Source organism: Streptomyces sp., assembly GCF_035645055.1.
GTDB lineage: Bacteria > Actinomycetota > Actinomycetes > Streptomycetales > Streptomycetaceae > Streptomyces.
The window spans coordinates 87,198-113,682 of sequence record NZ_DASQNH010000036.1; the positions used below are offsets into that span (position 1 = coordinate 87,198).

The following is a 26,485-nucleotide window of genomic DNA, read 5'->3' on the forward strand; positions in this document are numbered from 1 at the left end:
GCAGGCCCCCAGGGGGTGCCGATCGTTCTCTTGTGCGCGGTCGCCGCGGGCCGCGTAGCCTGGATTCCGGGGACCAGCTCGATCCGGGCCAGCGAGGGAAGACCGATGAGTCAGGTCATCCGGCACCCCGAGGGGAAGTACCGCCCGCCCAATGAGTCGCTCCAGTTGCGCGGCAGGCGACGCGTGTCCCGGGTGAGCACCCACTGGCTCCAGCGCTCCCGAATGTTTCGCATTCAACGGGAAGTGGCGCGTCGCGTCCCCCTCGCCCGGCGATGGCACCTGCGCAAGACGCCCGCCACCTACCTTCGGATATTCGCCTCCATCGGCGCGGTGGCGTTCCTGGTCTGGATCGGGCTGGCCCTCTCCGTGATCGCCGGCCCCGGACCCCGTTTCGTCGAGAACACCTGCAGGGAGACCCCTTTCTCCTGCGGTGCGGTCACCAGTTTCGTGACCCCGTTCCTCGCCCTGGGACTGAGCGCCGTCACCTTTCTCACGCTGCAGCACTTCAGGACGGTCCGGCGGGTGCGCCGGACCGCCAAGCGGAGACCGCGTGACCTGGTGCCCACCGCGGGCTCGATCATCGACGAGGTGGTCGGCAGGAAAGAGCTGTGCTCGGTCATCGCCCAGGCCCTCCGCAGCCGCCGCTGGCGCCGGCCGTACGTGCTCGTCGGCGGCGTGGGCAGCGGAAAGACGGCGGTGCTCGTGCAGTTGACGCAGGTTCTGGCGGAGAAAGGAGCGCTTCCCGTCCCCGTCCATCTGCGCCGAGCCGACCTCGACAACGGAGAGTTCAACTTCAGCGAGCTGGCCAAGAAGCGGTTCTGCGACCAGGTGGATCCGGGCGTGCTGTCCAGGACACAGGCCGAACGCGTGTGGCGGCAGCTCTGCATGGACGACAAGGCCGTCATCATCGCGGACGGACTGGAGGAGGCCTTCTCCGACGACGAGCGGCAGGCGGAGCGGGACGGCCTGATCCGCCAGGCCATCGCACGCGCCGAACAGCAAGGGATCCCGCTGGTGATCGCCTCCCGGCCGCACGCCGCGCTCGAAGGCACCCGGGCCGCCGTGATCGACCTCGAACCGCTCAGCGACGAGGCCGCGCTGACGTATCTGGCCCAGCAGACCCCCGGCGCGGACGACCGCCGACTCGACTGGATCGTGGAGACGGCCGCAGTCGCCGAGTCACCCCTCTATCTGCAACTGGCGCGTCAGCTCCGCGGGCACCAACTCCTCGAGAACTTCGAGAGCGCCAAGGCATGGGAGCTGATCGACACCCGGGGAAGCGACCGGGCGGGCATCCGGGTACGGCTCCTGAACGCCTGGGTCAAGGCCATCGTCGACGGCCACCTGCGCGCCCAGTTCGGCATTCCGCAGGAGGAGCGCCGCCGGACGATCGCCGTGATCTCGGCCCTGGCCTGCGTCGGCCTGCTCAAGGACCGGCAGGAGGTCTCGTTCGACGAACTCATCGACTGGAGGGGCGACGGGGACGGGACCGGGGAACCGGAGATCCGCTACCCGGGGATCCTCGGGGAACTGAGACGACGCGCCCGTGCGCTGCCCGGGCTCGGCGCCTCGGAGGCCTGCTGGCGGACCGTGCTCTCACGGTGCGCGGAGCACGGGGAGGAACTCGGTCTCGTCGAGGCGCACAGCCGCAAGGTGCGGTTCCCGCACAGCATCATCCAGGCCTACCTGGGCTCCGCTTTCCTCGACTCCGTGCAGCGGGACTCCCGGGCCGCCCTCGAAACCGCTCTGTCCGATCCGGGCCGCGAACTCCTCATGGCCTTCATCATGCGCTCACGAGCCGACCGGTCCGTTCCTCAACGGCCCACGGTCGACCTCCTGGTGAAGGCGGCCGCGACCCGCCAGGACGACAAGGCGTTCGACCTGTACGCCACCGCACTGGAGATCGACACCGGCACGATCGACGACTCGGCGCACAGCAGCATCGCGAACAAGCTTCTGCAGCGCTGGCCGGAACTCAGGGACGGCGACGCGCGAACGCTCGACGAGGCGAAACTGAGGCTCGTCCACCGCTTCGGTGAGGCGGCCCGCCGACTGGACCGGGCCAGCGGGAGCCCCGACGCCACCCGGTTCGTGCGGCCCGCCTACGGGGAGTTGATGCGGATCAGCTGGAAGGAGCCCGGCTATCCGGTCAGGCTGGCGATCGCCCAGGAGATCGGCGCCGGCGGGGACAACGCGTTCGACGCGCTGCGCCAGCTCTTCCCCTGGCCGAAGAAGAAGCAGGAGCCGGGTCCCGACCATTACGACCCCTGGGAGCAGTACAAGAAGGCCATGGCCGACCTCAAGTACGAGGAGGGCCTGGAACGCGAGGTGAAGCTGATCCCGCTCCCCGCGGCCCAGTCCCCGCGGCAGACCGGGAAACGCACCTCCGTGGAGGTGTGGCGCGAGTTCGTCACGCGGGCCTGGCTGGTCCCCATGGTGGTGGGCTCCGTGGGCGCCGACCGCAGGGTCGTGGCGCGGGAGCGGCTGGACCTGTGGCTCCAGCACCTGGTCCCGAACGCCGTGACGGGCAAGGCCGATCTGCCCATCTCCCTGGAGATAGCCCTCGCCCAGGGCTTCAAGGGCGCCGCGAACCGCCGCAGGCGGCACCCCGCGACGTCCGGCGAGACTCGCGCGTTCCTCATCGAGCAGGCGGAACGCATGCTCACCCACGCGCGCTACTGGTATTCGCAGCTCACGCTCATCCACGCGCTGTGCCTGTGGGAGCTGCCGGACAACGGGGACGAGGCCGGGGCCGAGGGCCGGGGTGCCGGGAACGCCGGGCAGGTGGCCGGCACCGAACCGCTGCGGGCCGTGGAACGGTGGCTGAGCATGGCCGGCAGCGCGCAGGCGCTCGGCGACCGCCCGCCGGACGAGGCGGCGGCCGAGCGGGGAAGGCGCCTGCACCCGTTCGTCGCCGAGGCCGGGGACCTCGCGGCGCTCGCGTTGCAGACCGGGCACCCCGAGCGGTTCATCTGGATCGACGAGCGGGGAGCCACACTCAAGATCGGTTCGAGCCCCGCCGATCCGACGGTCCACCGCAAGCACAACCTGTGGATCCCGCCGTCGCACGGCTGGAGCACCCTGCACCCGCGCGCCCAGCAACTGCTCGCCGACGTCCTGCTGCTGCTCAACCTCACGGAACGGGACGGGCGTATGGTCGACGAGCGGCTGCAGCGGACCAGCCGGACGGAACTGCCGCCGTGCCTGCGGACCGACCGGAAGGTTCTCCATCCCGAGCGCACGGTCGGCATGCCCAGCACGGCCGAGCCCGGAACGAGCTGCCTGCGCGGCTGCAAGTTCGAGCTGTGCCCCTACCCGGCGAAGGGCGAACAACCGGGTGGTGAGCTGCGCGAACCCTTCTGCAGGCAGCAGCAGGCACTGGTCAGCCGGCACTCCCTCCGGCGCCGGCGGGCGGGCTGGCAGGGCATCTCCCACCGTGAACTCGCCCGCTTCTGGGGAGCGATGGCGGAACGCACCCGCACACCGTCACAGGAGGACGCGACGGATACGGGGAACCGCGTGCCCTCCGGCCGGCGGCGCGGGTTCAGGCGCCGGTGACGGTGCCCTCCGGCTGTCCCGCCCGCGCCGTGCGCAGCCAGAACAGCGCGGACACCGGCAGGATCACCGGAATGAAGAGGTAGCCCATCCCGAAGTCCGACCACACGGTCGCGTCCGGAAACGCCGACGGCTCCACCAGGGTCCAGGCGCCGACGACCAGCACGCCGACCAGCTCGGCGGCGCAGCACACCAGCGCCGCCCGGCGGGCCGTCTCCCCGCCCCGGACCAGCGTGTACGTGATGAAGCCGTACACCACACCGGCTACCGCCGACAGCGCGTACGCGAGCGGCGCCCGGTCGAACTCGGTGGCGATCTGGTACACGGAACGCGACACCGCGCCGACGACCATCACGCCGTACAGCCAGACGAGCAGCGTCCCGGGCCCGGTGGCCAGCCGCCTCTCCCGGACCGCGCCCACCTCAGCCTCCCCAGATGTCATGGAGCCGCACCTCCAGGACGGCGAGCACGACGCCGCTCGCGGCCACGGTCACCGAACCCCACTTGGAGCGCTCGCCCAGCGACATGAACCCGGCGGCCGGCACACACGCGAACGCGCCCAGCAGGTACGCCACGAAGATCGTCGTCCCCTGGCCGGGCTTCTCGCCCCGCGCCAGCTGCACGATGCCGACGACCAGCTGGAGCAGGGCCAGCGCGGTCACCACGGCCATCCCGATGAAGTGCCAGTCCTTCGTCGGCTGGTCTCGGTACGCCGCCCAGCCGCACCACGCGGCGAGCAGCAGCGCGGCGACCCCGGTCACCAGCGTCAGGGCATCAAGCATGCAGCGACCTTAATACGACGCAACGGACACCCCGCCGTCACCCCCGGCCCTCGACGGCCGGCGCCCCGCCGGCCGGGAGGGCGGTGGCGGGCGCGGCCTGCCGCCCGGGACGGCGGTGGCGCCGGGATGACCACCGTGGCCTTGGCCACACGCCCCCGCCCGCGCACTCGACGCCGACCCGGGGCTCCGGAACCCGCCGGCCCTGTCCCTCCTGGTCATCGACGGGGGAGGGGAGATCGCCGTACGGGACGGACATGGATGTCCCGTGGTCCCACGGCTGTCCACTATCCGGACGGTGGTGACCGGCCGGCACCGTAGGTCTGCTTTACTGATCGCATGACCACGACGAGCAGCCGCATCCTTGCGACCGAGGCGACCATGACGCCCGGTGCTGCTTGTATGTGTCCGTGCCGAATGTGCGCCTTCTAGAGGGCCCCCGCACCATCTGAGCCTCGCGCCCCGAAGCGAGTGCCCGCTCGTGTCCGCCATGGCGCCCCGCGCCCGGAACGAGCCGCCCCGCGCACCGGTATCTCCCCGGTCTCCCGCCATGCGAGAGCCGTGCCGCGTTCCGAAGCCCCCCGAAGAACAACGCCCCGTGCCCGGCGCCCATCCTCGCGCCGCGCACTCGACAGTGACGGAATCCACGTGATCACCACATCGGGCCTGACCAAGGTCTACCGCTCACGCGGCCGCGAGGTCACCGCCCTCGACGGCGTCGACCTGCACGTCCGCGAAGGCGAGGTGTACGGCGTCATCGGCCAGTCCGGCGCCGGCAAGTCCTCGCTCATCCGCTGTGTCAACCTCCTGGAGCGCCCCACCTCCGGCACGGTCACCGTCGCCGGCCGGGACCTCACCGCGCTCGCCGGCCGCGGCCCCCGCGCCGGCCGCGAGCTGCGGCAGGCGCGCAGCCGGATCGGCATGGTCTTCCAGCACTTCAACCTGCTGTCCTCGCGGACCGTGCAGGACAACGTGGAACTGCCGCTGGAGATCCTCGGCACGTCCGGGAAGGAACGTTCCCGCAAGGCGCTCGAACTCCTCGACCTCGTCGGCCTCGCCGACAAGGCCAGGGCCTACCCCGCCCAGCTGTCCGGCGGCCAGAAGCAGCGCGTCGGCATCGCCCGCGCCCTGGCCGGCGACCCCAAGGTGCTGCTCTCCGACGAGGCCACCAGCGCCCTCGACCCGGAGACCACCCGCTCCATCCTCCAGCTGCTGCGCGACCTGAACCGGCAGCTGGGCCTGACCGTCCTGCTCATCACCCACGAGATGGACGTCGTGAAGTCGATCTGCGACTCCGCCGCGCTGATGGAACGGGGCCGCATCGTGGAGTCCGGCACCGTCAGCGAGCTGCTCGCCACTCCCGGTTCCCAGCTCGCCGCCGCGCTCTTCCCCGTCGGCGGCGAGGCCTCCGCCGACGACCGCACCGTCCTCGACGTCACCTTCCACGGCGAGGCCGCCACCCAGCCGGTCATCTCCCAGCTGGCCCGCACCTACAACATCGACATCTCCATCCTCGGTGCCGCCATCGACACCGTCGGCGGACTCCAGGTCGGCCGGATGCGCCTGGAGCTGCCCGGCCGCTACGAGGACAACGTCGTGCCGATCGGCTTCCTGCGCGAGCAGGGCCTGCAGATCGACGTCGTGGGTGCCACGGAGAACACGCCCGCGCTGGTGAAGGAAGGTGCCAAGTGACCTGGTCGGAGATGCAGCCCCTGCTGGAGCAGGCCTGTACCGAAACGCTGATCATGGTCGGCTGGTCCACCCTGATCGCCGTGGTCCTCGGCCTGCCGATGGGCGTCCTGCTGGTCCTCACCGACAAGGGCGGACTGCTGCAGAACACCGCGGTGAACAAGGTCATCGGGCAGATCGTGAACATCGGCCGCTCGATGCCGTTCATCATCCTGATGGTCGCCCTGATGGACTTCACCCGCTGGATCACCGGCACCACCATCGGCAGCTACGCCGCGATCGTCCCGCTCGCCATCGGCGGCATCCCGTTCTTCGCCCGGCTCGTCGAGACCGCCGTGCGCGAGGTGGACCACGGCCTGGTCGAGGCCGTGCAGTCGATGGGCGGCAACACCTGGACCATCGTCCGCAAGGTCCTGGTGCCCGAGTCCCTGCCCTCCCTGATCGCCAGCACCACCACCACGATCATCGCCCTCATCGGCTACTCCGCCATGGCCGGCACGGTCGGCGGCGGCGGCCTCGGCGACCTCGCGGTCCGCTACGGCTTCCAGCGCTTCGAGACCGGCCTGATGTGGATCACCGTGGCGATCCTCGCCGTGGTCATCTCCCTCATCCAGTTCGCCGGCGACTACGCGGCCCGCTCCGTGCACCGCCGCGGCGCCCGCTCCGGCCCCGGTCCCAAGCTCCGCCTGCTCAAGGCGAAGGAGCCGGCGGCGGCCGACGTCAGCAAGATCGCGTAGGCGCGCAGGCGCCCCCGAACTCCCGTCCACCCACGACGGGGTCGCATCACCCATAAGGAAAGGCACTTTTCGTGCGTAACACCGCCAAGATCACCACCGCCGTCCTCGCCGCCGGAGCCCTCACCTTCGGGCTCACCGCCTGCGGCTCGGACAAGGACGCCGCCTCCGACACCTCCGGACCGCTGGTCGTCGCCGCCACGCCCGTCCCACACGCCGAGGTCCTCACCTACGTCAAGGACAACCTGGCCGAGAAGGCCGGCCTGGACCTCGAGATCCGCGAGTTCACCGACTACGTCACGCCGAACACCGCGACCGAGGACGGCTCGGTGGGCGCCAACTACTTCCAGACCGAGCCCTACCTCGCGGACTTCAACAAGAAGAACGGCACCCACCTGGTGTCCGTCGCCTCGGTCCACCTGGAGCCGCTCGGCCTGTACTCCGAGAAGGCCGACAAGGTCGACGGCCTGAAGAACGGCGCCACCATCGCCGTCCCCAACGACACCGTCACCGAGGCGCGCGCCCTCCAGCTGCTCGCCGCCAACGGCCTGATCACCCTGAAGGACGGCGTCGGCACCGAGGCGACCCCCGCCGACATCACGAAGAACCCGAAGAACCTCAAGTTCAAGGAGCTGGAGGCGGCGCAGACCCCGCGCTCCCTCAAGGATGTCGACGCGGCCGTGATCAACGGCAACTACGCGCTCCAGGCCGACCTCAAGCCGGCCGAGGACGCCCTCGTCCTGGAGTCGCCCGAGAACAACCCGAACGTCAACCTCCTGGTCGTCAAGGAGGGCGACGAGGACGACCCGCGCGTCAAGAAGCTCGCCCGGCTGCTGACCTCCGCCGAGGTCAAGAAGTTCATCGCGGACAAGTACGCCGGTTCGGTCATCGCGTCCTTCTGACCCGTCGAGGGGAGTCTCCCGATGCGCAAGACCCCTCTCATCACGGCGGCGGCCGCGGCACTCGCCCTCGGCCTGACCGCCTGCGGCTCGGGACCCGGCAGCGGTGCCGCCGACGACACCCTGGTCGTCGGCGCCACCGCCGTCCCGGCCGGCGAGGTCCTGACGTACATCAAGGACAACCTCGCCGAGGACGCCGGTCTGAAGCTGGAGATCCGGGAGTTCACGGACTACGTCCTGCCGAACACCGCCCTCCAGGAAGGCTCGCTGGACGCGAACCTCTACCAGAACGAGCCCTACCTGGACGACTTCAACGAGGCCAAGGGCACCGACCTGGTCCCGGTCGTGGACGCCTACCTGCCGCCCATGGGCGTCTACTCCAAGCAGACCGACGACGTCACGAAGCTCGCCGACGGAGCCGTCGTCGCCGTGCCCAACGACACCACCAACGAGGGCCGCGCCCTGCGGCTCCTGGCGTCCGAGGGCCTGATCACGCTCCGGAAGGACGCCGGTACGGACGCCTCGCCGGCCGACATCACCGCCAACCCCCGGAACCTGACGTTCAAGGAACTGGAACCGGCCCAGCTGCCCCGCTCGCTCGACGACGTGACCGCCGCGGTCATCAACAACAACTACGCCCAGGACGCGGGTCTCAGCCCCACCGAGGACGCCATCCTCCTGGAGTCGGCGAAGGACAACCCGTACGCCAACCTCCTCGCCGTCAGGCGCGGCGACGAGGACGACCCGCGGATCGAGAAGCTCGCCGACCTCCTCACCTCCCCCGAGGTGAGGAAGTTCATCGAGGACGAGTACCAGGGCTCGGTGCTGCCGGTCACCGCCGGCTGACCCGGCACACGCGACCACGGGGCCCCTCCGGTGAGGAGGGGCCCCGTGGTGCGGTTCGGTGCTTTCATGCTGCATGCTGGGCAGTTCAGCAGGCCCTGACGGTTCAAAAGGTAACGGAGCGGCGCATGACGAGCACCTTCCCCAACATCTCCATCAGCACGGAGCGGTTGGTCCTGCGCCCCTTCGAGGAGCCGGACACCGAGGCCTTCGCCGAGATGATGAACGACGAACTCGTCGTCGCCTGGACCTCCGTACCGCACCCCTACACCGAGGCCGACGCCCGGGCCTGGATCACCGCCATCGCCCCCGCCGAGCGCGTCGAGGGCCGCGGCATCGTCTTCGCCGTCACCGAGTTCCTCACCCAGCGCCTGGTCGGCATCGTCCATCTGCGCAACACCGACTGGCGGGTCCGTTCCAGCGAACTCGCCTACGTCGTCGCGCCCTGGGCCCGCGGCGAGGGCTACGCCTCCGAAGCCGCCCTCGCCACCGCCCAGTGGCTCTTCAACGACCAGAAGTTCGAGCGCCTGGAGCTGCGCACCCCCGCCGACAACACCGCCTCCCAGCAGGTCGCCCAGAAGATCGGCTGCATCAGCGAGGGCGTCCTGCGCGGCGCCTGGATAGCGCGCGCCCGCACCGAGGGCGGGTGGACCGACGTACGCACCGACGTGATCGTGTGGAGCCTGCTGCCGGAGGACCTGGCCGGCGTAGCCGAGGAACTGGCCGACAGCGGGGGTTTCGCGTCCTACTCGGACTGGAACTGAACCCACCGGCGAGGCCACCCGCCACGCCCCCGCCCCCACCAGGTACCCTCACCAAGCCTGCCCCCGACGACCTGCGCGAACCCACGGGAGACTGACGACGATGGCCGACCGGGTCACGGTGATCGGCTGGGACGGCTCTCCGCTGACCGCCGCGGCACGCGCCGCGCTCGGCGCCGCCACCCTGGTGGCCGGTGCCGCCCACCACCTCGCCCTGCCCGAGGTGCCGCCCACCGCCGAGCGCGTCCGCCTCGGCAGCGTCGCCCTCGCCGCCCGCCGCATCGCCGCCCACCGCGGCACGGCCGTGGTGTTCGCCGACGGCGACCCCGGCTTCTTCGGCGTCGTCCGCACCCTGCGCGCTCCCGACTTCGGCCTGGAGGTCGAAGTCGTCCCCGCGGTCTCCTCGGTCGCCGCCGCCTTCGCCCGCGCCGGCATGCCCTGGGACGACGCGCACGTGACCGTCGCGCACCCCCGCACGCTGCGACGCGCGGTGAACGTATGCCGAGCCCACACCAAGGTGGCCGTCCTCACCGCCCCCGGCGCGGGCCCCGCCGAACTCGGTCTGCTGCTGGACGGCGTCCACCGCACCTTCGTCATCTGCGAGGAACTGGGCACCGAACGCGAACAGGTCACCGTCGTCACCTCCGACAAGGCCGCCGACCACACCTGGCGCGACCCGAACGTCGTCATCGTCATCGGCGGACCGGCCGGCGCGGAGGGCGGCGGCTGGATCGCCGGCCGCGACCCGGCCACCGGCCCCCGCGGCTGGACCCTGCCCGCCGAGGTCTACGGCACCGGACCCGGCCCGGACGCCACCCTCGGCGAAGGCGAGACCGAACCGCTGCGCGCCGCCCAACTCGCCCGCCTCGGTCCCCGCCTGGGCGACCTGGTGTGGGACATCGGATCCGGCTCCGGCGCCTTCGCCGTCGAGGCCGCCCGGGCCGGTGCCGCCGTCATCGCCGTGGACCGGGACCCCGCCGCCTGCGCCCGCGCCGACGCCGCCGCCCGCCGCTTCGGGGTCCAGCTCCAGGTCGTCCACGGCACCGCCCCGTATGTGCTCGAGAACCTGCCCGAACCGGATGTCGTCCGGGTCGGTGGCGGGGGAGCGGCCGTGCTCTCCGCGGTCGCCGACCGCCGCCCGCAGCGCATCGTCACCCACGCCGGCACCCGCGACGCGGCCGAACTCATCGGCCGCGACCTCACCGAGCACGGCTACCGGGTCCAGTGCGCCCTGCTGCAGTCCGTGGAACTCGACACCCGCCACTGGACGGAGACGGAGCGGAGCGTCGCGTTCCTGCTCAGCGGGGTTCTCCCGGACCGCGCCCCGTGATCCGGTTGTCGTACCGCGCGCGGTAGGCTGGCCGATCGCTGCACCGCACTCGGACGTCCGGCACCCCGTCGGTCAATGTCCCGAAACCGCGCCCGCTTTGGGGTGTGTGTGGTACGGCGACAACCGGGAGGACGCGCAACGTGGCGCAGTCCACAGCGGGCCGTCGTGGATCGAGCTGTCCTGACGGCGGAACGACCGCGACAATGCCACTGAATGGCTTTGTCGCCTTTTCCGGGCGGTCGTTCGTGCCGCTGGGCACGCACGCTCGTTCTTCACTGCGGGCGGTCGGTGCGCCGTTCCGGGTGAGCTGGTCGTAGAAGCATCAACCGATGGGCGAGGGGTACGCATGACCGACACCGGCCAGATCCCGGGCGAGGGGCTGCCGGAGAACGCAGGCATGGTGGAGCAGCCGGGCGTCGCCGCGCCCGGGGCGTACACCTACCTCTCCGAGACACCCGCCGAGGACGAAGACCTGCTGCTCCCCGGCGCCCAGGGCGCCTGGGGCAACGAGGTGCCCCCGCCCGCTCCCGAGCCGGTCGTCGAGGCCGTTCACGAACCCGGTCCGCACGAGCTGGGCGGCCGGGACAGCGGCTCGGTCGACCTCGGCGGTGTCCGCCTGCCGAACCGCACCGTGCCGACCGCGCCGACGACGCCCATCCCGCCGATCACCCCGCGCCGTCCGCTCCACCTCGGCCCGCCCATCCCCGACGCCTCCGCCAGCCCGGTCCGCTCCCTCGCCGACCGCGGCCCCGCGGGTGCGCCGGTCCGCCAGCCGGGCCCGGCGGCCACCGGCCCCGAATACCTCGACGTCCCGCGCGACGTCGCCCCGCAGGGCGCCGCACCCTGGGGCGCCCAGGGCCAGGACCCGGCCCCCGCGCCGGTCGCCACGGAGGCCGCACCCGAGGAAACGGTTGTCCCGGCGGCACCCCAGCCCGAGCCCGTCGGCGCGGCCCAGGCGGCGATGGCCCGCCTCGCGACCCAGACCCCGGCCACCACGGCCCCGCCCGCGCAGGGCGAGGCGGTCCCCGGTACGGCCCCGGAGACCGGGCGGCTTCCCGGCACCGAGACCGCACAGGTTCCGGACGCCATGCCGCACGCCGAGGCGCCGGAGGCCGCCCGGACGGCCGTCCCGCCGGTCACCCAGGGCGAGTGGCCGGCCGCGGAGCCGGCGGCCGAGGAGCCGACGGCCGAGGACGCGGCCGAGGACGCGGCCGAGGCTCCCGCCGCGGCCCCCGTGGCCGGTGACGCCGGTGAGGCGCCGGCCGCCCCGGCCGCCCATGATGCCGGTGAGGTTCCGGCCGCTGCGCCGCTCGCTGATGACGTCGCCGACGCTGAAGCCGCCGCTGCGGCAGCGGTCACCGCGGACGCCGCTCAGGCGCCCGCCGCCATGCCGGCCGCAGAGGACGCCGGTCAGGCACCTGGTGGGGTGCCGATCGCGGCCGACGAGGACCAAGCTGCCGCGGCCGTGCCCGTTCCGGCTGACGCCGATCAGGCTCCCGCTGCCGCGCCGGTCGCCGCTGTGGCCGCCCCGGGCGCCGACGCGGTGACCGCCGAGCAGGCCGCCCCCGCCGAGCCGGTCGCCCCCGCCGAGCAGGTCGCCCCCGCTGCGGAGGCCGCGCAGCCGCAGCCCGCCGAGCCGGTCCAGCCGCAGCCCGTCGAGCCGGTCGCCCCCGCTGCGGAGGCCGCGCAGCCGCAGCCGCAGCCCGCCGAGCCGGTGCAGGGCCCGGTCGCCGCGCCGGTGCCGGTGCCCGACCCCGCACAGGGCCGGGCACCGGTCGCCCCGGAGGCGGTTCCCGCGCCCGAGGCGGCGCAGGAGCCCGCGGCACCCGAGCAGCAGGTCTCCGACGCGGCCGCCCCCGAGACTCCGCAGGCACCGGAGGCGCCGGCCCCCGCCGACCGGACGCCCGAGTCTCCGGAACCCGCCGAGGTGGCCCCGCCGGAGGCGCCCCAGGCCCCCGAGCCGGTCCTGGCCGAGGAGCCGCAGGCTCCTGAGGCGGTCGCACCGGAGGCCACCGAGCAGGCCCCCGAGGTCGCCGTGGCCGAGGCACCCCAGGCTCCCGAGCCGGTCGCCCCCGAGGTGGCTCAGACAGGTGAGCCGGTCGCCCCCGAGGCTTCGGAAGCCCTCGAAGCCTCCGAAGCCGTCGCCGCACCCGAGCAGGCTCCGGAAGCGCCCGCCCCCGCTCCCGCCCCGGAGCCCCCCGCGGCGACCGCCCCGCAGCAGCCCACCCCGGACCAGGTCGCGGACCAGACCCCCGAGCCCGCTGAGCCCACACCGGACGCACAGCCCGAGACTCAGCCCGAGGCCCAGCCCGGCGCGCTCGCCACCGACGTACCCGCGGCGGACGTACCCGCGGCGGACGTACCCGCAGCCGACGTGCAGCAGGCTCCGGAGCCCGCCCCGGCTGCCGCGTCGGCACCCGCCCAGGACCCCACCACCCCCCTGGCCGCCCAGCCCGACGCGCAGCAGCCGCCCGGGCAGTTCGTCCCGGTGGACGGCTCCGTGCCGGCCACCCCCCGCCTCGCCCCCACCCCGCCGCACGGCGTGGAGACGGCCCCGGAGGGCCGGTCCGCGGTTCCGCCGCGGCCGGAGCCCGCCGTCACGGTCCCCGCCCCGCGCGAGGGAGAGCCGGAGGCCGCCGCCGTGGCCGCCGAGGCGGACCCGGACGTGATGCTCGTACAGCGGGCCGACGACCTGGACACCCGGGGCGCCGGTCAGGAAGACCAGGAAGAAGGCGCGGCCCCCGTGGCAGAAGCACGACAGTCCACCGGCCCGGCCGCGCCCGCCTACGACGACGCCGAGCGCGAGGCCGTCCTGAAGGTCATGCGCGAGCGGCGCGACATCCGCAACGGCTTCCGCGGCGACCCCATCCCGCACGAGGTGCTGCTGCGCGTCCTGGAGGCGGCCCACACCGCGCCCTCCGTCGGCCACTCGCAGCCCTGGGACTTCGTGGTCATCCGCTCGGCGGAGACCCGCCGCACGATGCACGAGCTGGCGATGCGCCAGCGGGAGGCGTACGCGAAGTCGCTGCCCAAGGGCCGGGCCAAGCAGTTCAAGGAACTGAAGATCGAGGCGATCCTCGACACCCCGGTGAACATCGTCGTCACCGCCGACCCGACCCGCGGCGGCCGCCACACCCTGGGCCGCCACACCCAGCCGCAGATGGCGCCGTACTCCGCCGCCCTCGCGGTGGAGAACCTGTGGCTCGCCGCCCGCGCGGAGGGCCTCGGCGTCGGCTGGGTCAGCTTCTTCGACGAGCGCGAGATGGTCCGCGCCCTGGACCTGCCCGAGCACCTGGAGGTCATCGCGTACCTCTGCGTCGGGTACGTCGACGAGTTCCCGGACGAGCCCGAGCTGATGCAGGCCGGCTGGTCCAAGCGCCGCCCGCTGTCCTGGGTGGTCCACGAGGAGACGTACGGCCGTCGCGCCCTGCCCGGCGAGGAGCCGCACGACCTGCTCGCCGAGACCGTCGCCCAGATCCGCCCGCTCGACGCCAAGGCGCTCGGCGAGGCCTGGGAGCGGCAGAAGCGCATGACCAAGCCCGCCGGCGCGCTCGGCATGCTGGAGATCATCTCTGCGCAGCTGGCCGGTCTGTCCCGCCAGTGCCCGCCGCCGATCCCGGAGCCCGCGGCCGTCGCGATCTTCGCCGGTGACCACGGAGTGCACGCCCAGGGCGTCACCCCGTGGCCGCAGGAGGTCACCGCGCAGATGGTGGCCAACTTCCTCGGCGGGGGAGCGGTCTGCAACGCGTTCGCCAACCAGGTGGGCGCCGAGGTCTGCATCGTGGACGTCGGTGTCGCCGCCGACCTCCCGGCGACTCCGGGCCTGCTGCCCCGCAAGGTCCGCCCGGGCACGGCCGACATGACCACCGGCCCGGCGCTGACCCGTGAGGAGGTCAAGCAGGCCATCGAGGTCGGCATCGAGACCGCCCGCGACCTGGTCGCGGCCGGCAACAAGGCGCTGCTGACCGGTGAGATGGGCATCGCGAACACCACCGCGTCCGCCGCCCTGATCTCCGTCTTCACGGGCACCGACCCGGCCGAGGTGACCGGCCGCGGCACCGGCATCAACGACGAGACGCTGGCCCGCAAGACCGAGGTCGTCCGCCGCGCCATCGAGCTGCACCAGCCGGACCCGGCCGACCCCATCGGCGTGCTCGCCGCGATCGGCGGCCTGGAGCACGCCGCCATGGTCGGCCTCCTCCTCGGCGGCGCCTCCCTGCGGACGCCGGTGATCCTGGACGGCGTCAGCGCGGGCGCCGCGGCCCTCGTGGCCCGCGCCATCGCGCCGGAGGTCCTGGCCGCCTGTATCGCGGGCCACCGCAGCGCGGAGCCCGGCCATGTGGCCGCCCTGAACAAGCTGGGCCTGCGCCCCCTGGTCGACCTCGACCTCCGCCTCGGCGAGGGCACCGGCGCCCTCCTCGCCCTGCCGATGGTCCAGAGCACGGCCCGGGCGATGCACGAGGTGGCGACGTTCGACTCGGCGGGCGTCACCGAGAAGTAGGCGCCCCCACGGGGCGGTCCGGTGTTCAGCCATCGGACCGCCTCTGCCGTCTGCCCCGCCCGCACCTTAAAATCCGCACGTCAGGGCTGCTCCGATGCCGAAGCGCCCCCGCCTGCCCGCACGAGGAGCCGTCCCCTCATGGCCGAACACCCCGCCTATCCCGTAGGCCTCCGCCTGACCGGCCGCCGGGTCGTCGTCCTCGGCGGCGGCCAGGTCGCCCAGCGCCGCCTCCCGGCCCTGATCGCGGCGGGCGCCGACATCCGCCTCGTCTCTCCCGAGGCCACCCCCTCCGTGGAGGCGATGGCGGACGCGGGCGAGATCACCTGGGAGCGGCGCGCGTACGCCGACGGCGACCTCGCCGACGCCTGGTACGCCCTGATCGCGACCAGCGACACCGAGGCCAACCGCGCCGCCTCCGCCGAGGCGGAGCGCCACCGTGTCTGGTGCGTGCGCTCGGACGACGCCGACGCCGCCACCGCCTGGACCCCGGCGACGGGCCACAGCGAGGGCGTCACGGTCGCGATCCTCACGACCGACACCAAGTCCCGCGACCCCCGCCACACCGCCGCCGTCCGGGACGCGGTCGTCGAGGGGCTGCGCGACGGCACCCTCGTAGCCCCGCATCACCGCACCCGCACCCCGGGCGTCGCCCTGGTCGGCGGCGGCCCCGGCGATCCGGACCTGATCACGGTCCGCGGCCGTCGCCTGCTGGCCGAGGCCGACGTCGTCATCGCCGACCGCCTCGGCCCCCGCGACCTCCTCGCGGAGCTGCCTCCGCACGTCGAGGTGATCGACGCGGCGAAGATCCCGTACGGCCGTTTCATGGCCCAGGAGGCCATCAACAACGCGCTCATCGAGCACGCCAAGCAGGGCAAGTCGGTGGTACGGCTGAAGGGCGGCGACCCGTACGTCTTCGGCCGGGGCATGGAGGAACTCCAGGCGCTGGCCGAGGCGGGCATCCCGTGCACGGTCGTCCCCGGCATCTCCAGCTCGATCTCGGTCCCGGGCGCGGCGGGCATCCCGGTCACCCACCGGGGCGTCGCCCACGAGTTCACGGTGGTCAGCGGCCATGTGGCCCCGGACGACGAGCGCTCGCTGGTCGACTGGCCGTCACTGGCCAAGCTCACCGGCACGCTGGTGATCCTCATGGGCGTCGACAAGATCGGCAAGATCGCCGAGACCCTGATCGCGCACGGCAAGTCCCCGCGGACCCCGGTCGCCCTGGTCCAGGAGGGCACGACGGCCGCCCAGCGCCGGGTGGACGCCACCCTGGCCACGGTCGCCGAGACGGTCCGCGCCCAGGAGGTCAGGCCTCCGGCGGTGATCGTCATCGGGGAGGTCGTCGGCGTCGGCCCGGTGACGCCGGCGTAACCCCCGGCAGGAGAACCCGTTCCGAGTCGTTGGCAGCACTTCCAGAGCAAGGCAGTATCACCCTGTGGCCGATCTCATCACCGTCGAGGACCCCGACGACCCGCGCCTGCGCGACTACACCGGCCTGACCGACGTCGAGCTGCGCCGCAGGCGCGAACCCGCCGAGGGCCTGTTCATCGCGGAGGGCGAGAAGGTCATCCGGCGGGCCAAGGACGCCGGGTACGAGATGCGGTCGATGCTGCTGTCCGCCAAGTGGGTCGACGTCATGCGCGACGTCATCGACGAGCTCCCGGCCCCCGTCTACGTGGTCAGCCCGGAACTCGCCGAACGGGTCACCGGCTACCACGTGCACCGCGGCGCGCTGGCCTCCATGCAGCGCAAGCCGCTGCCCACGGCGGCCGGCCTCCTCCGCACCGCCCGCCGCGTGGTGATCATGGAGGGGGTCAACGACCACACCAACATCGGCGCCATCTTCCGCTCGGCCGCGGCCCTCGGCATGGACGCGGTGCTGCTCTCCCCGGACTGCGCCGACCCCCTCTACCGCCGCAGCGTGAAGGTCTCCATGGGGGCGGTCTTCTCCGTCCCGTACGCCCGTCTCGACTCCTGGCCCAAGAGCCTGGAGTCGGTCCGCGAGGCCGGCTTCACCCTGCTCGCCCTCACCCCCGACGAGAAGTCCAGGACCCTCGACGAGGCCGCCCCGCACCGCATGGACCGGGTCGCACTGATGCTCGGCGCCGAGGGCGACGGCCTGACCACCCACGCCCTGGTCGCCGCCGACGAATGGGTGCGCATCCCCATGGCCCACGGCGTGGACTCGCTCAACGTGGGCGCCGCGGCGGCGGTCGCCTTCTACGCGGTCGCGACGGGCCGCCCGCAGCCGTGACGACGGCCCGGACGATCACCGTACGGACGCCCGGCACGCGGTCGTACGCCTACTCGGACCGCTCGAACGTGGACGCGTACCGCTCGGACATCAATCGTTCCCGGTCCAGCGGACGGTAGTCGGTCCGCACCTGCTCCTGCCGCTCGCGGCCCCCGCCCGGCTCACCGCCGAGTCCCCGGGCCGGCCCCTGGCAGCCCTGCACCACGGCGATGCCGAGCGCCACGAGCAGGGTCACCACGACGAACACGAACAGCCGCTGCCGCAGCAGCCGCGGATTGGCGGGCCGCAGCCCCGTCCCGGTGTTCCTGGGCGCCGGCCGCCCGGGCCCACCGCGCTGCACCGGACGCTTCCCGCCGCCGGTACGGCTGCCGCGCGGGACGGGCGTATTGCGTGGGACCGGTGTGTTCCTGGACGCCGGGCCGTTCCTGCCGGTCGGAGTGTTCCGGCCCGCGGGCGTGTCCCTGGGCACCGGAGTGTTCCGGGAGCCCGGCGCGGGCCGCGCCCCGGACCGGGAGGAGGAGCCGGTTCCCCGAGGCGCACCGCCGCCCCGCGACGGAACCGAGCCGCCCCGCGACGGCACCCCGCCCCGCGCCGGCGCCGGACCGCGCCCGCCGGTGCGCGGCCCGGGCGTGCCCGCCGCGCTCGACGGTCCCTGCGGGCGCCGGGACGCCTGGCCGCGCTGCTGTTCGGGATAGGTGTCCGTGAGCCGTCCGGTGGGCCGGTCCGCCTCACCAGCGCGCGGCGCGGGCGGGCGGCCGTCGATCAGGCCCTGGGCCTCGCGGGCCGCGATCTCCTTCAGCCGCAGCGACAGATCCAGCGTGCTGGGCCGCTCCTCGGGGTCCTTGGCCAGACACGCCCGGACCAGCGGGGCCAGCGCGTCCGGCACACCGTGCAGCTGCGGCTCCTCGTGGACCACGCGGTACAGCATCACCTCGGAACTGCCGTGCCCGAAGGGCGAGTCGCCGGTGCACGCGTACGCGAGCGTGGCACCCAGCGAGAACACGTCCGTGGCCGGGGTGACCGCCGCGCCCCGCACCTGCTCGGGAGCGAGGAACCCGGGCGAGCCGACCGCCGTGCCGACATGGGTGAGCGTCGAGGCCCCGGTCGCCCAGGCGATGCCGAAGTCGATGATCCGCGGCCCCTTGGGGGACAGCAGGATGTTGGACGGCTTCAGGTCCCGGTGGACGACCCCCGCCTCGTGCACGGCGACCAGGCCCTCCGACAGCGCGGCCCCGACCGCGGCCACCTCGGCGGCGGCCAGCGGGCCCTCGTCGGCCACCTTGTCGTGCAGGGAGGGGCCGGGCACGTACTGCGTGGCGAACCAGGGCCGCTCCGCCTCCAGGTCCGCCGCCACGAGCCGGGCCGTGCACCCGCCACGGATCCGCCGGGCGGCCGACACCTCGCGGGCGAACCGCGACCGGAACTCCTGATCCTCCGCCAGATCGGGGCGGATCACCTTCAGGGCGACCCGCTGCCCCTTCTTGTCGGAGCCCAGGTAGACAACGCCCATCCCCCCCGCGCCGAGCCGTCGGTGAAGCTTGAACGAGCCGACGACGCGCGGGTCCTCGCGCCTCAGGCGCATCATCGCCATGTTCATCCCCGCTGCCCGGTCCGTCTGACGTGCCACAGCTTACGTTTCCCCGGCCGCCTGCGCGCAGAGGCCGCGCCCTCTCGCCCCGATCGATTGTCGGTGCCGGGCAGGAGACTTGAAGGGAGGTCAGGGAGCCGCCGGACACCACGACTTGGTCCCGTCCGGGCTCCCAACCGTCCGTCAGCGACGGGGGATTGGACCCGTGAAGGGTGACCGCGTGGAAATTACCGACGACGCCGGCGACACGGCACGGACCTACGAGGTGGTGGCGAGCGGGGCGGGCCGCCGAGTGGAGACCGCGGTGCGGCGAGGTGTGGTGGAAGTGAGCGAAGTCACCCGCACCGGTGCCGTCGTCCGTACGGCGCGCTTCATGGCGAACCGGGTCCTCGCCCTCGTCGAGCCACCGGTTCCCCGGGAGGACGGCTCGGAAAAGCAGGGGCAGACCGGACGTCCCCTCCGGGAAGACCCCGAGACGCGGGAGCCCGTCTCCACCCAGGGGAGTACACACCACCTCATGGCTCATCCTCCGGGAGGCCCGCAGATCGGTACGAGGGCATGACGTCCGGTGCCCGCCCCGCACCTAGATTTGAGGTCAAGCGGCGGGTGCAGCACTCGTCCCCCGAGGTCAGACACCCGCCGCTGCAACGACAACCAAGCAGGTCAGGAGAGGGACCATGGCCCACACGGCACCGCGGACGCTGATCCGCGAGGAGGGGCGCAAGGCGTACGCCGCGCTCCGTCCGCGCCGCCAGGGCCGCCGCCACCCCCTGGTGGCGACGCTGATGGCCCTTCCCCTGGCGGTCCTGCTCCTCGTCGTCTTCGACGGCTGGGAGACAGTGGCCACGCAAGCGTCGTCCGTGGGCGTGATGCTGGGGCGCTGAGCGGCGACCCCAGGCCCGGAAGAGCGGTCCGGGCGGGGACATCCACCCATAACCCCGTGGGGACGGGGGTGCGGCGGACGGCACAGATGCCGGCGCAGCTGGGGAGCTGCGCCGGCATTGCCCTTCCCGGATCCGGACAGCCACGGCGGTCACCGCGGCCGGCGCACACCGGCGGGCCGACACAGCCCCACCGCCCCGGCGTACCCTCACCGTCACCGCCGCCACTCCCCGGGAACCAGCATGACGACACCCCCGCTCCTCACCGCCCTCACGGCCGAGGCCACAACCGCCACCCACCCCGCACCCGGCACCTGCGCCTGCGGCACGGCCGTCGTCACCACCCTCGCCGACCGCCCGGACGCCACCGTCGTCCGCCACGCGGCCACCGTCGCCAAGGCCCACGCCCCCGGCACGGACCCCGCCCGGCTCGCCGCCCGCCTGACCACGGCCTCCCGCCTCCCCGACGTCCTCCTGCCGCCGCTCGGCCCGGCTGCGGCCACCCTCCACGACCGCCTGGTCACCCTCTGGCCCTACGGCACCCCCGTGGACCCGGACGACCCCGACGCCGCCCCCTGGGAGGCCGCCGCCACCCTCCTCGCCCGCCTCCACCGCACCCCTGCCCCGACGCCGCTGCCCCCCATGCGCGGCCCCGAGAAGGCCGCCCGCGCGGTCGCCCGCCTGACGGCGGCGGCCCCGCATCCCGCCACGCCCACCGTCCTGCGGGCCTGGTCCGCCCTCCCCGCCTGGGCCCGCGCGGAGGCGCCCATGCCGGACGCGACCACCCTCTGCCACGGCGACCTGCACCTCGGCCAGCTCGTACGGCACCCGGCCCCGCTCGGCCCGTGGCGGCTCATCGACGTCGACGACCTCGGGGTGGGCGTCCCGGCCTGGGACCTCGCCCGTCCGGCCGCCTGGTACGCCTGCGGTCTGCTGCCGCCCGACGAGTGGACGCGCTTCCTGGACGCCTACCGCGCCGCCCGTGGCCCGGCCGTCCCGGCCGACGGCGACCCGTGGTCCGCCCTCGACGTCCCGGCCCGCGCCCTCACGGTCCAGGCCGCCGCCCAGGCCGTCACCAAAGCCCTGACCGCGGCTCGCCCGCTGGACGAGGTCGAGCAGTGCCTCGTGGAGGCCTGCGAGCGAATGACGGCCGTACCCCCGGACCTGGCGGGGAACTTCGCGAAGTAGGGTGCAACCGACCGCAGCCGGACAGAGTCTGTGCTGTCGATACCCGAAGCAGGATCCACCGGCGAGGAGTTGACCCGACCGTGCAGTGCCCGAAGTGCCGTGCCGCGATGCACACCTACAACCGCAACGGAGTCCAGATCGAGCAGTGCAGCAACTGCCGGGGGATCTTCCTCGACTACGGCGAGCTGGAGGCCCTGACCCGCCTGGAGTCCCAGTGGACCCAGCCCGCCCCGCCCGCCCCGCCGGCGCCCCCGGCCCCGCAGGCCTACCCGGCCGCGCCGGCCCCGGCCGCTCCCGCCTGGGGCGCCCCGCACGGCGGCCACGGGCACTACGGCCACAAGCGGCACAAGAGTTTCGGCCACATGCTCTTCTCCAGCTGAGGCACCGAGCACGACGAAGCCCCCGGCCGTCTCGGACGGCCGGGGGCTCCGGTCTGTGGACGATACTGGGATTGAACCAGTGACCTCTTCCGTGTCAGGGAAGCGCTCTCCCGCTGAGCTAATCGTCCTCGGGACCACGATCACGTCTGAAGCGGATCATGGGCACTGCGTGCGCGATACTGGGATTGAACCAGTGACCTCTTCCGTGTCAGGGAAGCGCTCTCCCGCTGAGCTAATCGCGCGGGTGGGATCTTCGAGGAGATCCAGGATCCGAAGATCCAGTGGACGATACTGGGATTGAACCAGTGACCTCTTCCGTGTCAGGGAAGCGCTCTCCCGCTGAGCTAATCGTCCTTGGAGGTGGAGACGGGATTTGAACCCGTGTAGACGGCTTTGCAGGCCGTTGCCTCGCCTCTCGGCCACTCCACCAGGAGTGTAGAGGACCGGAAAGATCCTCTTCTTCCTGCGAGCGGACGACGAGGTTCGAACTCGCGACCTCAACCTTGGCAAGGTTGCGCTCTACCAACTGAGCTACGTCCGCCTGTCGTTTCGGTCCGCTTCCGCGTCCCGGCGACGTGTTGAACTCTAGCGGATTCCCCGGCCAGTACAAAAACGCGTTTGTGCAGCGTGCTGCGGTGCGTCCCCCGGAGGACCCGGCCGGGGAGCCTGGAGGTCACGCCGGGGCCACCCGCCGGACACCCGCCATAGACTCGACAACGTGCTCGACCTCGCTCCCCTCGCCCGCTTCGGCGACCGCGTCGCCACCGGCCTCCTCGACGTCACCGGCGATCCCGCCGCCCTGGACTCCTCGGGCTTCTGGGCCGTCGTCGCGGACTTCGAGGGCCGCCTGACCTGCGCCCGCTTCGCGGAGGTGCGCGAGGAACCGGTACCCGCCCCGGCGCCCGGCGCCTGGCGGGGCCCCGCGGCCGGTGACTGGACGTCCTCCCTCGACCGCGCCGGGTACACGGCGGGCGTACGACGGATCCGTGAGCACATCGCGGCCGGCGAGGTCTACCAGGCGAACCTCTGCCGGGTGCTCTCGGCGCCGGTCGACCCGGGCGCGGACGTGGACGCCCTCACCGCACTGCTCGCCCGCGGCAATCCGGCGCCGTACGCGGGAACGATCCGTCTGCCGGGGCACGGGGTGGAGATAGCCACCGCCTCCCCGGAGCTGTTCCTGCGCCGCCAGGGGCGGACCATCGAGTCCGGGCCGATCAAGGGCACCGGCCGCACCGAGGCGGACCTCCTGGAGAAGGACTACGCCGAGAACGTGATGATCGTGGACCTGGTCCGCAACGACATCGGGCGGGTCTGCGCCACCGGAAGCGTCACCGTCCCCGACCTGTGCGCTGTGGAGAAGCACCCCGGCCTGGTCCACCTCGTCTCCACCGTGCGCGGCGAGCTGCGCGACGGCTGCGGCTGGCCGGAGACGCTCGCCGCCGCCTTCCCGCCCGGCTCGGTCACCGGCGCCCCCAAGGCGAGCGCCCTGCGGATCATCGACGCCCTGGAGACCGCCCCGCGCGGTCCCTACTGCGGCGGCATCGGCTGGGTCGACGCCGACCGGGGTGTGGGCGAGCTGGCCGTCGGCATCCGCACCTTCTGGATCGACCGGGCCGAGGGGCTGCTGCGGTTCGGCACCGGCGCAGGGATCACCTGGGGTTCGGACCCCGAGGGGGAGTGGCGGGAGACCGAACTGAAGGCGTCCCGGCTGCTCGCGGTAGCGTCGGGGACGTACGAGGCGATGGACAGGTACTGACGTGATGCGAGGTAGGGACCAGTGAAGGTTTGGCTCGACGGCGGGCTCAAGGACATGGAGTCCGCGCGCGTCTCCGTCTTCGACCACGGGCTCACCGTGGGCGACGGCATCTTCGAGACCGTGAAGGCGGTGGACGGCCGTCCCTTCGCGCTCACCCGCCACCTGGACCGGCTCACCCGCTCCGCCCGCGGTCTCGGCCTGCCCGACCCCGACCTCGACGAGGTCCGCCGGGCCTGTGCCGCCGTCCTGGAGGCCAACCCGATGCCGCTGGGCCGGCTGCGCATCACCTACACCGGCGGCCACGGCCCGCTCGGCTCGGACCGCGGCGAGCACGGCCCGACCCTGGTCGTCGCCCTCGGCGAGGCCGCCCGCCGCCCCGACTCCACCGCGGTGATCACCGTGCCGTGGACCCGCAACGAGCGCAGCGCGCTCGCCGGCCTGAAGACCACCTCGTACGGCGAGAACGTCGTCGCCCTCGCCCGCGCCCACGAACAGGGCGCCTCCGAGGCGCTGTTCGCCAACACCGTCGGACAGCTCTGCGAGGGCACCGGGTCGAACGTCTTCGTCGTCCTGGACGGCGAGATCCACACCCCGCCGCTCGCCTCCGGCTGCCTCGCGGGCATCACCCGCGCGCTGACGATCGAATGGGCCGGCGCCAAGGAGACCGACCTGCCGCTCGACGTCCTGGAGCGTGCCGAGGAGGTCTTCCTCACCTCCACCCTGCGGGACGTCCAGGCCGTGCACCGCGTCGACGACCGCGAACTGCCCGGCACGGGCGGCCCGGTGACCGCGAAGGCCACGCGGATCTTCCAGGAGCGCTCCGGGGACGACCTCGACCCCTGACCGCCGCGACCGACCGCCGCGATATTCGGCTGCCCCGGGGGCCCGGCCGGGGTAGAACACCCGTGATGACCACGACCCTACGGCCGACCGGGCCGCTCCAGCAGCACGCCGACGGGACGCGCTCACGCCACTACCAGGTGTGCGTGAACAGCCGCCCCGTCGGCGACCTCCACCTCGCCACCTCCGCCGCCTTCGGTGACTCGATGGCGTGCGTCCGCCATGTGCGCATCGAGGAACCCGACCGCAGACGCGGCCGGGCCACGGTGGCCCTGCTCGCCGCGGAGGAGGTGGCGCGCGGCTGGGGCTGCACCCGCATCGAGACGACCGTACCCGCCGACGCCGGGCCCGCCCTGCGGCTCGTGCAGGCCCTCGGCTACAGCGTCCGCAACCGCGGCATGGAGAAACGGCTCGGCGACAGCCCGCCCGTCCTGCCCGCCGGCAGCCGGTCGCGTGCCATGACCGACGCCGAGTTCGTGGCGTGGCACGCGGACGAGTGGGAGCAGTACGCGCGCAGCTGGATCGAGCGCGGGGTGCCCGAGTCGGCGGCGTACGCGAAGGCGCGGCGTGACCAGGAGCAACTGCTGCCGCGGGGCCTGGCCACCGAGAACATGCGCTTCAGCGTCCTGGAGCACGAGGGCACCCGGGTGGGCATCCTCTGGCTCGCCCTGCGCGACGACAAGGCGTTCGTCTTCAAGGTGGAGGCCGACGAGGCCCACCGCGGGCGGGGCCACGGCCGGGCGCTCATGCTCCTGGCGGAGATACAGGCGGTCTCCGCCGGCCGGCGCGTCCTCGGGCTGAATGTGTTCGCCGGGAACACCCCGGCCGAGCGGCTGTACGCGTCACTCGGCTACGAGACGACGCTGTACGCCCTCCAGAAGCCGCTGCTGTAGCCGTCAGGCCCCCTGCTCGGCCAGCAGCCGGTCCGCGATCTCCGCGATGCGCTCGCGCAGACCCTCCTGGCTCTTGCCGCCGTCGAGCCGTTCACCGCCGATGACGTACGTCGGGGTGCCGGTCACCCCGATCGCCTTGCCCTCGGCCTGGTCGGCGTCCACGATCAGGATGTGCCGGCCGTCGATCAGCGCCGTGTCGAACTCCTCCGCGTCCAGGCCCAGTTCTCGGGCCACCTCGACCAGGAAGGGCTCCCCCTTGCGGTCCAGCTCCTCGACCCGGCCCAGCACCGCCTCGACGTACGCCCATCCCCGCCCCTGCTCCAGCGCCTCCTCGGCGGCCTGGGCGGCGGCGAAGGCATGCTTGTGCTTCTCCAGCGGGAAGTGCCGCAACCGCACCTCCAGCCGGTCGCCGTAGCGGGCGCGCAAGGCGCGCAGATCATCCAGGGCACTACGGCAGTCCGGGCACTGCAGCTCGCACCAGACATCGAGAACGGCTGCCGGCCGGGCGGAGGAGGTGTCGCTCATGCCCCCAGTCTCCCAGCCCGCCGACACCCCACCCGACCGGCCCACCTGTTCCCCGCCTCTCGGCCTTCGGCCGGCCGCGGCGTACGGCCGGGACCCGCCCCGCCCCGCCCCGCCCCGTCTCCGGGGCGTAGCGGCCCACGGGACCCTGAGGAGGAGACGACCCGGAGATGTCCCTGATGTCGGGGCGGGGCATGGCCTGGCGGGGTGGGGGCGGTGCAGGATGGAAGGGGACGAAGCGCCCCGACCGACCGAGCCAGCTGGAGGACCGGATGATTGCCGAGACCGTCTGCTCCGCCGTCTCCGCGGCGGGCCTGGGCATCGCGGCGGTCACGGCGTACCGCAGGCGTTTCCTCACGGCCGCCCGGATCGCCGCCTACTCCCTCGTCCCCATCGGCCTGGTGATGACGGGAGTGGTCGAGTGGGCGGCCGGCACCGCGTTCAGCCCGATCGCCTGGGCGGGCTTCGGTGTGCTCGGAGGCGCATGGCTGCTGTTCGTCGGCACGCGGGCCGTGGAGCGCCGGCGCGGCGGACGACGGGACCGTGGGGCGGCCGCCGAGGGGGCGCAGCCCGGCGCGGTGGCCCCGCAGGCCTCGGCGCCCTCCCTGGGCCGATCCTCCCGCCCGGCGGCCCGGCCGGGCCCGGCCTCCCGGGCAGACGCCGCGGACGACTTCAGCGACATCGAGGCCATCCTCAAGAAGCACGGCATATGAAGCCCGCCCCGGGCGTCTGAGACGTCCCAAGGGCCCTCCGGCGAGCGGTGGGCGCGCAGCGTACTGAGCGCTGCCCCGCGGGACCACGTGTTCGGGACGAAGTCCCTCGTTCGGCGGCGGCGTGGGGGTGCCAAGGGTGCCGATTGCGCCATCATCGGCGCGAGATGCTGGACACGACACAGAGCGATGCCGCGCCGCCTCAGGACGAGCCGCGCGGATGCCTCTTCGCCCTTTCCCAGCCACCGCTGATGATCTTCCTTGCGGTGATCGGGTGTCTGCTGCTCACGGCTGCGCTGCACGATCTGCTGTTGCTGTGAGCCGTACCCGTGGTCCCCGGCGCCACCCGCCGGGGACCACGACGGCACCGTTGTCCGGCGCG

General features: G+C 73.2%; 23 protein-coding genes and 5 tRNA genes. 19 read left to right on the top strand and 9 right to left on the bottom strand.

Features of this window, described 5'->3' with window-relative positions; genetic code table 11:
* Nucleotides 1-243 precede the first annotated feature (243 nt).
* Complete coding sequence (locus VE614_RS12795; protein WP_324935901.1) at nt 244-3,558, top strand: NACHT domain-containing protein; 3,315 nt, start codon at nt 244-246, stop codon at nt 3,556-3,558.
* On the opposite strand, the gene VE614_RS12800 is transcribed toward VE614_RS12795, so the two are convergent.
* Nucleotides 3,545-3,997 carry a hypothetical protein gene (locus VE614_RS12800; RefSeq protein ID WP_324935903.1) on the bottom strand — a complete coding sequence of 151 codons (453 nt, stop codon included), beginning with the start codon at nt 3,995-3,997 and terminating at the stop codon, nt 3,545-3,547. The genes VE614_RS12795 and VE614_RS12800 overlap by 14 nt on opposite strands.
* Nucleotides 3,978-4,337 carry a hypothetical protein gene (locus VE614_RS12805; RefSeq protein ID WP_324935905.1) on the bottom strand — a complete coding sequence of 120 codons (360 nt, stop codon included), beginning with the start codon at nt 4,335-4,337 and terminating at the stop codon, nt 3,978-3,980. Before VE614_RS12805 ends, VE614_RS12800 begins: the two co-directional genes overlap by 20 nt.
* 645 nt (nt 4,338-4,982) lie before the next feature.
* On the opposite strand from VE614_RS12805, the gene VE614_RS12810 reads away from it, so the two are divergent.
* The 9 genes from VE614_RS12810 to VE614_RS12850 all read left to right on the top strand — a co-directional run bounded on the left by VE614_RS12810 (nt 4,983) and on the right by VE614_RS12850 (nt 17,345).
* On the top strand, nt 4,983-6,026 hold the full coding sequence (locus VE614_RS12810) for a methionine ABC transporter ATP-binding protein (RefSeq protein WP_324935907.1): 1,044 nt from the start codon (nt 4,983-4,985) through the stop codon (nt 6,024-6,026).
* Nucleotides 6,023-6,760: a methionine ABC transporter permease gene (locus VE614_RS12815; RefSeq protein WP_324935909.1), complete on the top strand. Its 738-nt coding sequence runs from the start codon at nt 6,023-6,025 to the stop codon at nt 6,758-6,760. Before VE614_RS12810 ends, VE614_RS12815 begins: the two co-directional genes overlap by 4 nt.
* Nucleotides 6,761-6,831: 71 nt before the next feature.
* Complete coding sequence (locus tag VE614_RS12820) at nt 6,832-7,659, top strand: MetQ/NlpA family ABC transporter substrate-binding protein (RefSeq protein WP_324935911.1); 828 nt, start codon at nt 6,832-6,834, stop codon at nt 7,657-7,659.
* A 21-nt stretch (nt 7,660-7,680) separates the two neighbouring features.
* Nucleotides 7,681-8,502 (top strand): MetQ/NlpA family ABC transporter substrate-binding protein, encoded by an 822-nt coding sequence (locus VE614_RS12825; RefSeq protein ID WP_324935913.1) that lies wholly within the window; start codon nt 7,681-7,683, stop codon nt 8,500-8,502.
* 125 nt (nt 8,503-8,627) lie between these two features.
* Nucleotides 8,628-9,263 (top strand): GNAT family N-acetyltransferase, encoded by a 636-nt coding sequence (locus tag VE614_RS12830; RefSeq protein ID WP_324935914.1) that lies wholly within the window; start codon nt 8,628-8,630, stop codon nt 9,261-9,263.
* A gap of 100 nt (nt 9,264-9,363) precedes the next feature.
* A complete protein-coding gene (gene cbiE / locus VE614_RS12835) occupies nt 9,364-10,590 on the top strand; it encodes a precorrin-6y C5,15-methyltransferase (decarboxylating) subunit CbiE (RefSeq protein WP_324935917.1) in 1,227 nt (408 codons plus the stop codon).
* Nucleotides 10,591-10,936: 346 nt separating this feature from the next.
* Nucleotides 10,937-15,091: a nicotinate-nucleotide--dimethylbenzimidazole phosphoribosyltransferase gene (gene cobT / locus VE614_RS12840; RefSeq protein WP_324935919.1), complete on the top strand. Its 4,155-nt coding sequence runs from the start codon at nt 10,937-10,939 to the stop codon at nt 15,089-15,091.
* A 138-nt stretch (nt 15,092-15,229) separates the two neighbouring features.
* Nucleotides 15,230-16,462: a uroporphyrinogen-III C-methyltransferase gene (cobA, locus tag VE614_RS12845; protein WP_324935921.1), complete on the top strand. Its 1,233-nt coding sequence runs from the start codon at nt 15,230-15,232 to the stop codon at nt 16,460-16,462.
* A 64-nt stretch (nt 16,463-16,526) separates the two neighbouring features.
* Entirely contained in the window at nt 16,527-17,345 is an 819-nt protein-coding gene (locus VE614_RS12850) for an RNA methyltransferase (protein WP_324935923.1), read from the top strand.
* 49 nt (nt 17,346-17,394) lie between these two features.
* On the opposite strand, the gene VE614_RS12855 is transcribed toward VE614_RS12850, so the two are convergent.
* Nucleotides 17,395-18,942: a serine/threonine-protein kinase gene (locus tag VE614_RS12855; RefSeq protein WP_324936042.1), complete on the bottom strand. Its 1,548-nt coding sequence runs from the start codon at nt 18,940-18,942 to the stop codon at nt 17,395-17,397.
* A 196-nt stretch (nt 18,943-19,138) separates the two neighbouring features.
* On the opposite strand from VE614_RS12855, the gene VE614_RS12860 reads away from it, so the two are divergent.
* The 4 genes from VE614_RS12860 (at nt 19,139) to VE614_RS12875 (ending at nt 21,382) form a co-directional block, all read left to right on the top strand.
* Nucleotides 19,139-19,495 (top strand): hypothetical protein, encoded by a 357-nt coding sequence (locus VE614_RS12860; protein ID WP_324935925.1) that lies wholly within the window; start codon nt 19,139-19,141, stop codon nt 19,493-19,495.
* A gap of 115 nt (nt 19,496-19,610) precedes the next feature.
* Nucleotides 19,611-19,817: a hypothetical protein gene (locus VE614_RS12865; protein WP_086172951.1), complete on the top strand. Its 207-nt coding sequence runs from the start codon at nt 19,611-19,613 to the stop codon at nt 19,815-19,817.
* Between the two features lie 240 nt (nt 19,818-20,057).
* A complete protein-coding gene (locus VE614_RS12870) occupies nt 20,058-21,002 on the top strand; it encodes an aminoglycoside phosphotransferase family protein (protein ID WP_324935927.1) in 945 nt (314 codons plus the stop codon).
* Nucleotides 21,003-21,082: 80 nt separating this feature from the next.
* Nucleotides 21,083-21,382 (top strand): zf-TFIIB domain-containing protein, encoded by a 300-nt coding sequence (locus VE614_RS12875; protein ID WP_324935929.1) that lies wholly within the window; start codon nt 21,083-21,085, stop codon nt 21,380-21,382.
* 56 nt (nt 21,383-21,438) lie between these two features.
* Here VE614_RS12875 and VE614_RS12880 read toward each other — a convergent pair.
* The 5 genes from VE614_RS12880 to VE614_RS12900 form a co-directional block, all read right to left on the bottom strand.
* Nucleotides 21,439-21,510: transfer RNA gene (locus tag VE614_RS12880), tRNA-Val, on the bottom strand.
* Between the two features lie 42 nt (nt 21,511-21,552).
* Nucleotides 21,553-21,624, bottom strand: a tRNA-Val gene (locus tag VE614_RS12885).
* A gap of 40 nt (nt 21,625-21,664) precedes the next feature.
* Nucleotides 21,665-21,736 (bottom strand) — tRNA-Val (locus VE614_RS12890).
* Between the two features lies 1 nt (nt 21,737).
* A tRNA-Cys gene (locus VE614_RS12895) sits at nt 21,738-21,811 on the bottom strand.
* 39 nt (nt 21,812-21,850) lie between these two features.
* Nucleotides 21,851-21,923, bottom strand: a tRNA-Gly gene (locus VE614_RS12900).
* Nucleotides 21,924-22,100: 177 nt separating this feature from the next.
* Here VE614_RS12900 and VE614_RS12905 point away from each other — a divergent pair.
* From VE614_RS12905 to VE614_RS12915, 3 genes are all read left to right on the top strand, one after another.
* On the top strand, nt 22,101-23,138 hold the full coding sequence (locus VE614_RS12905) for a chorismate-binding protein (RefSeq protein WP_324935931.1): 1,038 nt from the start codon (nt 22,101-22,103) through the stop codon (nt 23,136-23,138).
* A 21-nt stretch (nt 23,139-23,159) separates the two neighbouring features.
* The gene (locus tag VE614_RS12910; RefSeq protein ID WP_324935933.1) at nt 23,160-23,981 is read left to right on the top strand and encodes an aminodeoxychorismate lyase; all 822 of its coding nucleotides are present in this window, start codon (nt 23,160-23,162) and stop codon (nt 23,979-23,981) included.
* Nucleotides 23,982-24,046: 65 nt separating this feature from the next.
* On the top strand, nt 24,047-24,871 hold the full coding sequence (locus VE614_RS12915) for a GNAT family N-acetyltransferase (protein WP_324935935.1): 825 nt from the start codon (nt 24,047-24,049) through the stop codon (nt 24,869-24,871).
* A 3-nt stretch (nt 24,872-24,874) separates the two neighbouring features.
* On the opposite strand, the gene VE614_RS12920 is transcribed toward VE614_RS12915, so the two are convergent.
* On the bottom strand, nt 24,875-25,396 hold the full coding sequence (locus tag VE614_RS12920; protein ID WP_324935937.1) for a DsbA family protein: 522 nt from the start codon (nt 25,394-25,396) through the stop codon (nt 24,875-24,877).
* A 269-nt stretch (nt 25,397-25,665) separates the two neighbouring features.
* Between VE614_RS12920 and VE614_RS12925 the strand changes: the two genes are divergently transcribed.
* Entirely contained in the window at nt 25,666-26,106 is a 441-nt protein-coding gene (locus VE614_RS12925; RefSeq protein ID WP_324935939.1) for a hypothetical protein, read from the top strand.
* A 164-nt stretch (nt 26,107-26,270) separates the two neighbouring features.
* Nucleotides 26,271-26,423, top strand: a complete 153-nt coding sequence (locus tag VE614_RS12930; RefSeq protein ID WP_164873000.1) for a hypothetical protein — start codon at nt 26,271-26,273, stop codon at nt 26,421-26,423.
* The last annotated feature ends 62 nt before the right edge of the window (nt 26,424-26,485 follow it).

Bases quoted from the DNA above. Each gene is read 5' to 3' on its own strand.
- VE614_RS12920 (WP_324935937.1), bottom strand. From the start codon at position 25,396: ATGAGCGACACCTCCTCCGCCCGGCCGGCAGCCGTTCTCGATGTCTGG.
- cbiE (WP_324935917.1), top strand. From the start codon at position 9,364: ATGGCCGACCGGGTCACGGTGATCGGCTGGGACGGCTCTCCGCTGACC.
- VE614_RS12805 (WP_324935905.1), bottom strand. From the start codon at position 4,337: ATGCTTGATGCCCTGACGCTGGTGACCGGGGTCGCCGCGCTGCTGCTC.
- VE614_RS12930 (WP_164873000.1), top strand. From the start codon at position 26,271: ATGCTGGACACGACACAGAGCGATGCCGCGCCGCCTCAGGACGAGCCG.
- VE614_RS12830 (WP_324935914.1), top strand. From the start codon at position 8,628: ATGACGAGCACCTTCCCCAACATCTCCATCAGCACGGAGCGGTTGGTC.
- VE614_RS12800 (WP_324935903.1), bottom strand. From the start codon at position 3,997: ATGACATCTGGGGAGGCTGAGGTGGGCGCGGTCCGGGAGAGGCGGCTG.
- cobT (WP_324935919.1), top strand. From the start codon at position 10,937: ATGACCGACACCGGCCAGATCCCGGGCGAGGGGCTGCCGGAGAACGCA.
- VE614_RS12915 (WP_324935935.1), top strand. From the start codon at position 24,047: ATGACCACGACCCTACGGCCGACCGGGCCGCTCCAGCAGCACGCCGAC.
- VE614_RS12925 (WP_324935939.1), top strand. From the start codon at position 25,666: ATGATTGCCGAGACCGTCTGCTCCGCCGTCTCCGCGGCGGGCCTGGGC.
- VE614_RS12865 (WP_086172951.1), top strand. From the start codon at position 19,611: ATGGCCCACACGGCACCGCGGACGCTGATCCGCGAGGAGGGGCGCAAG.
- cobA (WP_324935921.1), top strand. From the start codon at position 15,230: ATGGCCGAACACCCCGCCTATCCCGTAGGCCTCCGCCTGACCGGCCGC.
- VE614_RS12855 (WP_324936042.1), bottom strand. From the start codon at position 18,942: ATGAACATGGCGATGATGCGCCTGAGGCGCGAGGACCCGCGCGTCGTC.
- VE614_RS12870 (WP_324935927.1), top strand. From the start codon at position 20,058: ATGACGACACCCCCGCTCCTCACCGCCCTCACGGCCGAGGCCACAACC.
- VE614_RS12825 (WP_324935913.1), top strand. From the start codon at position 7,681: ATGCGCAAGACCCCTCTCATCACGGCGGCGGCCGCGGCACTCGCCCTC.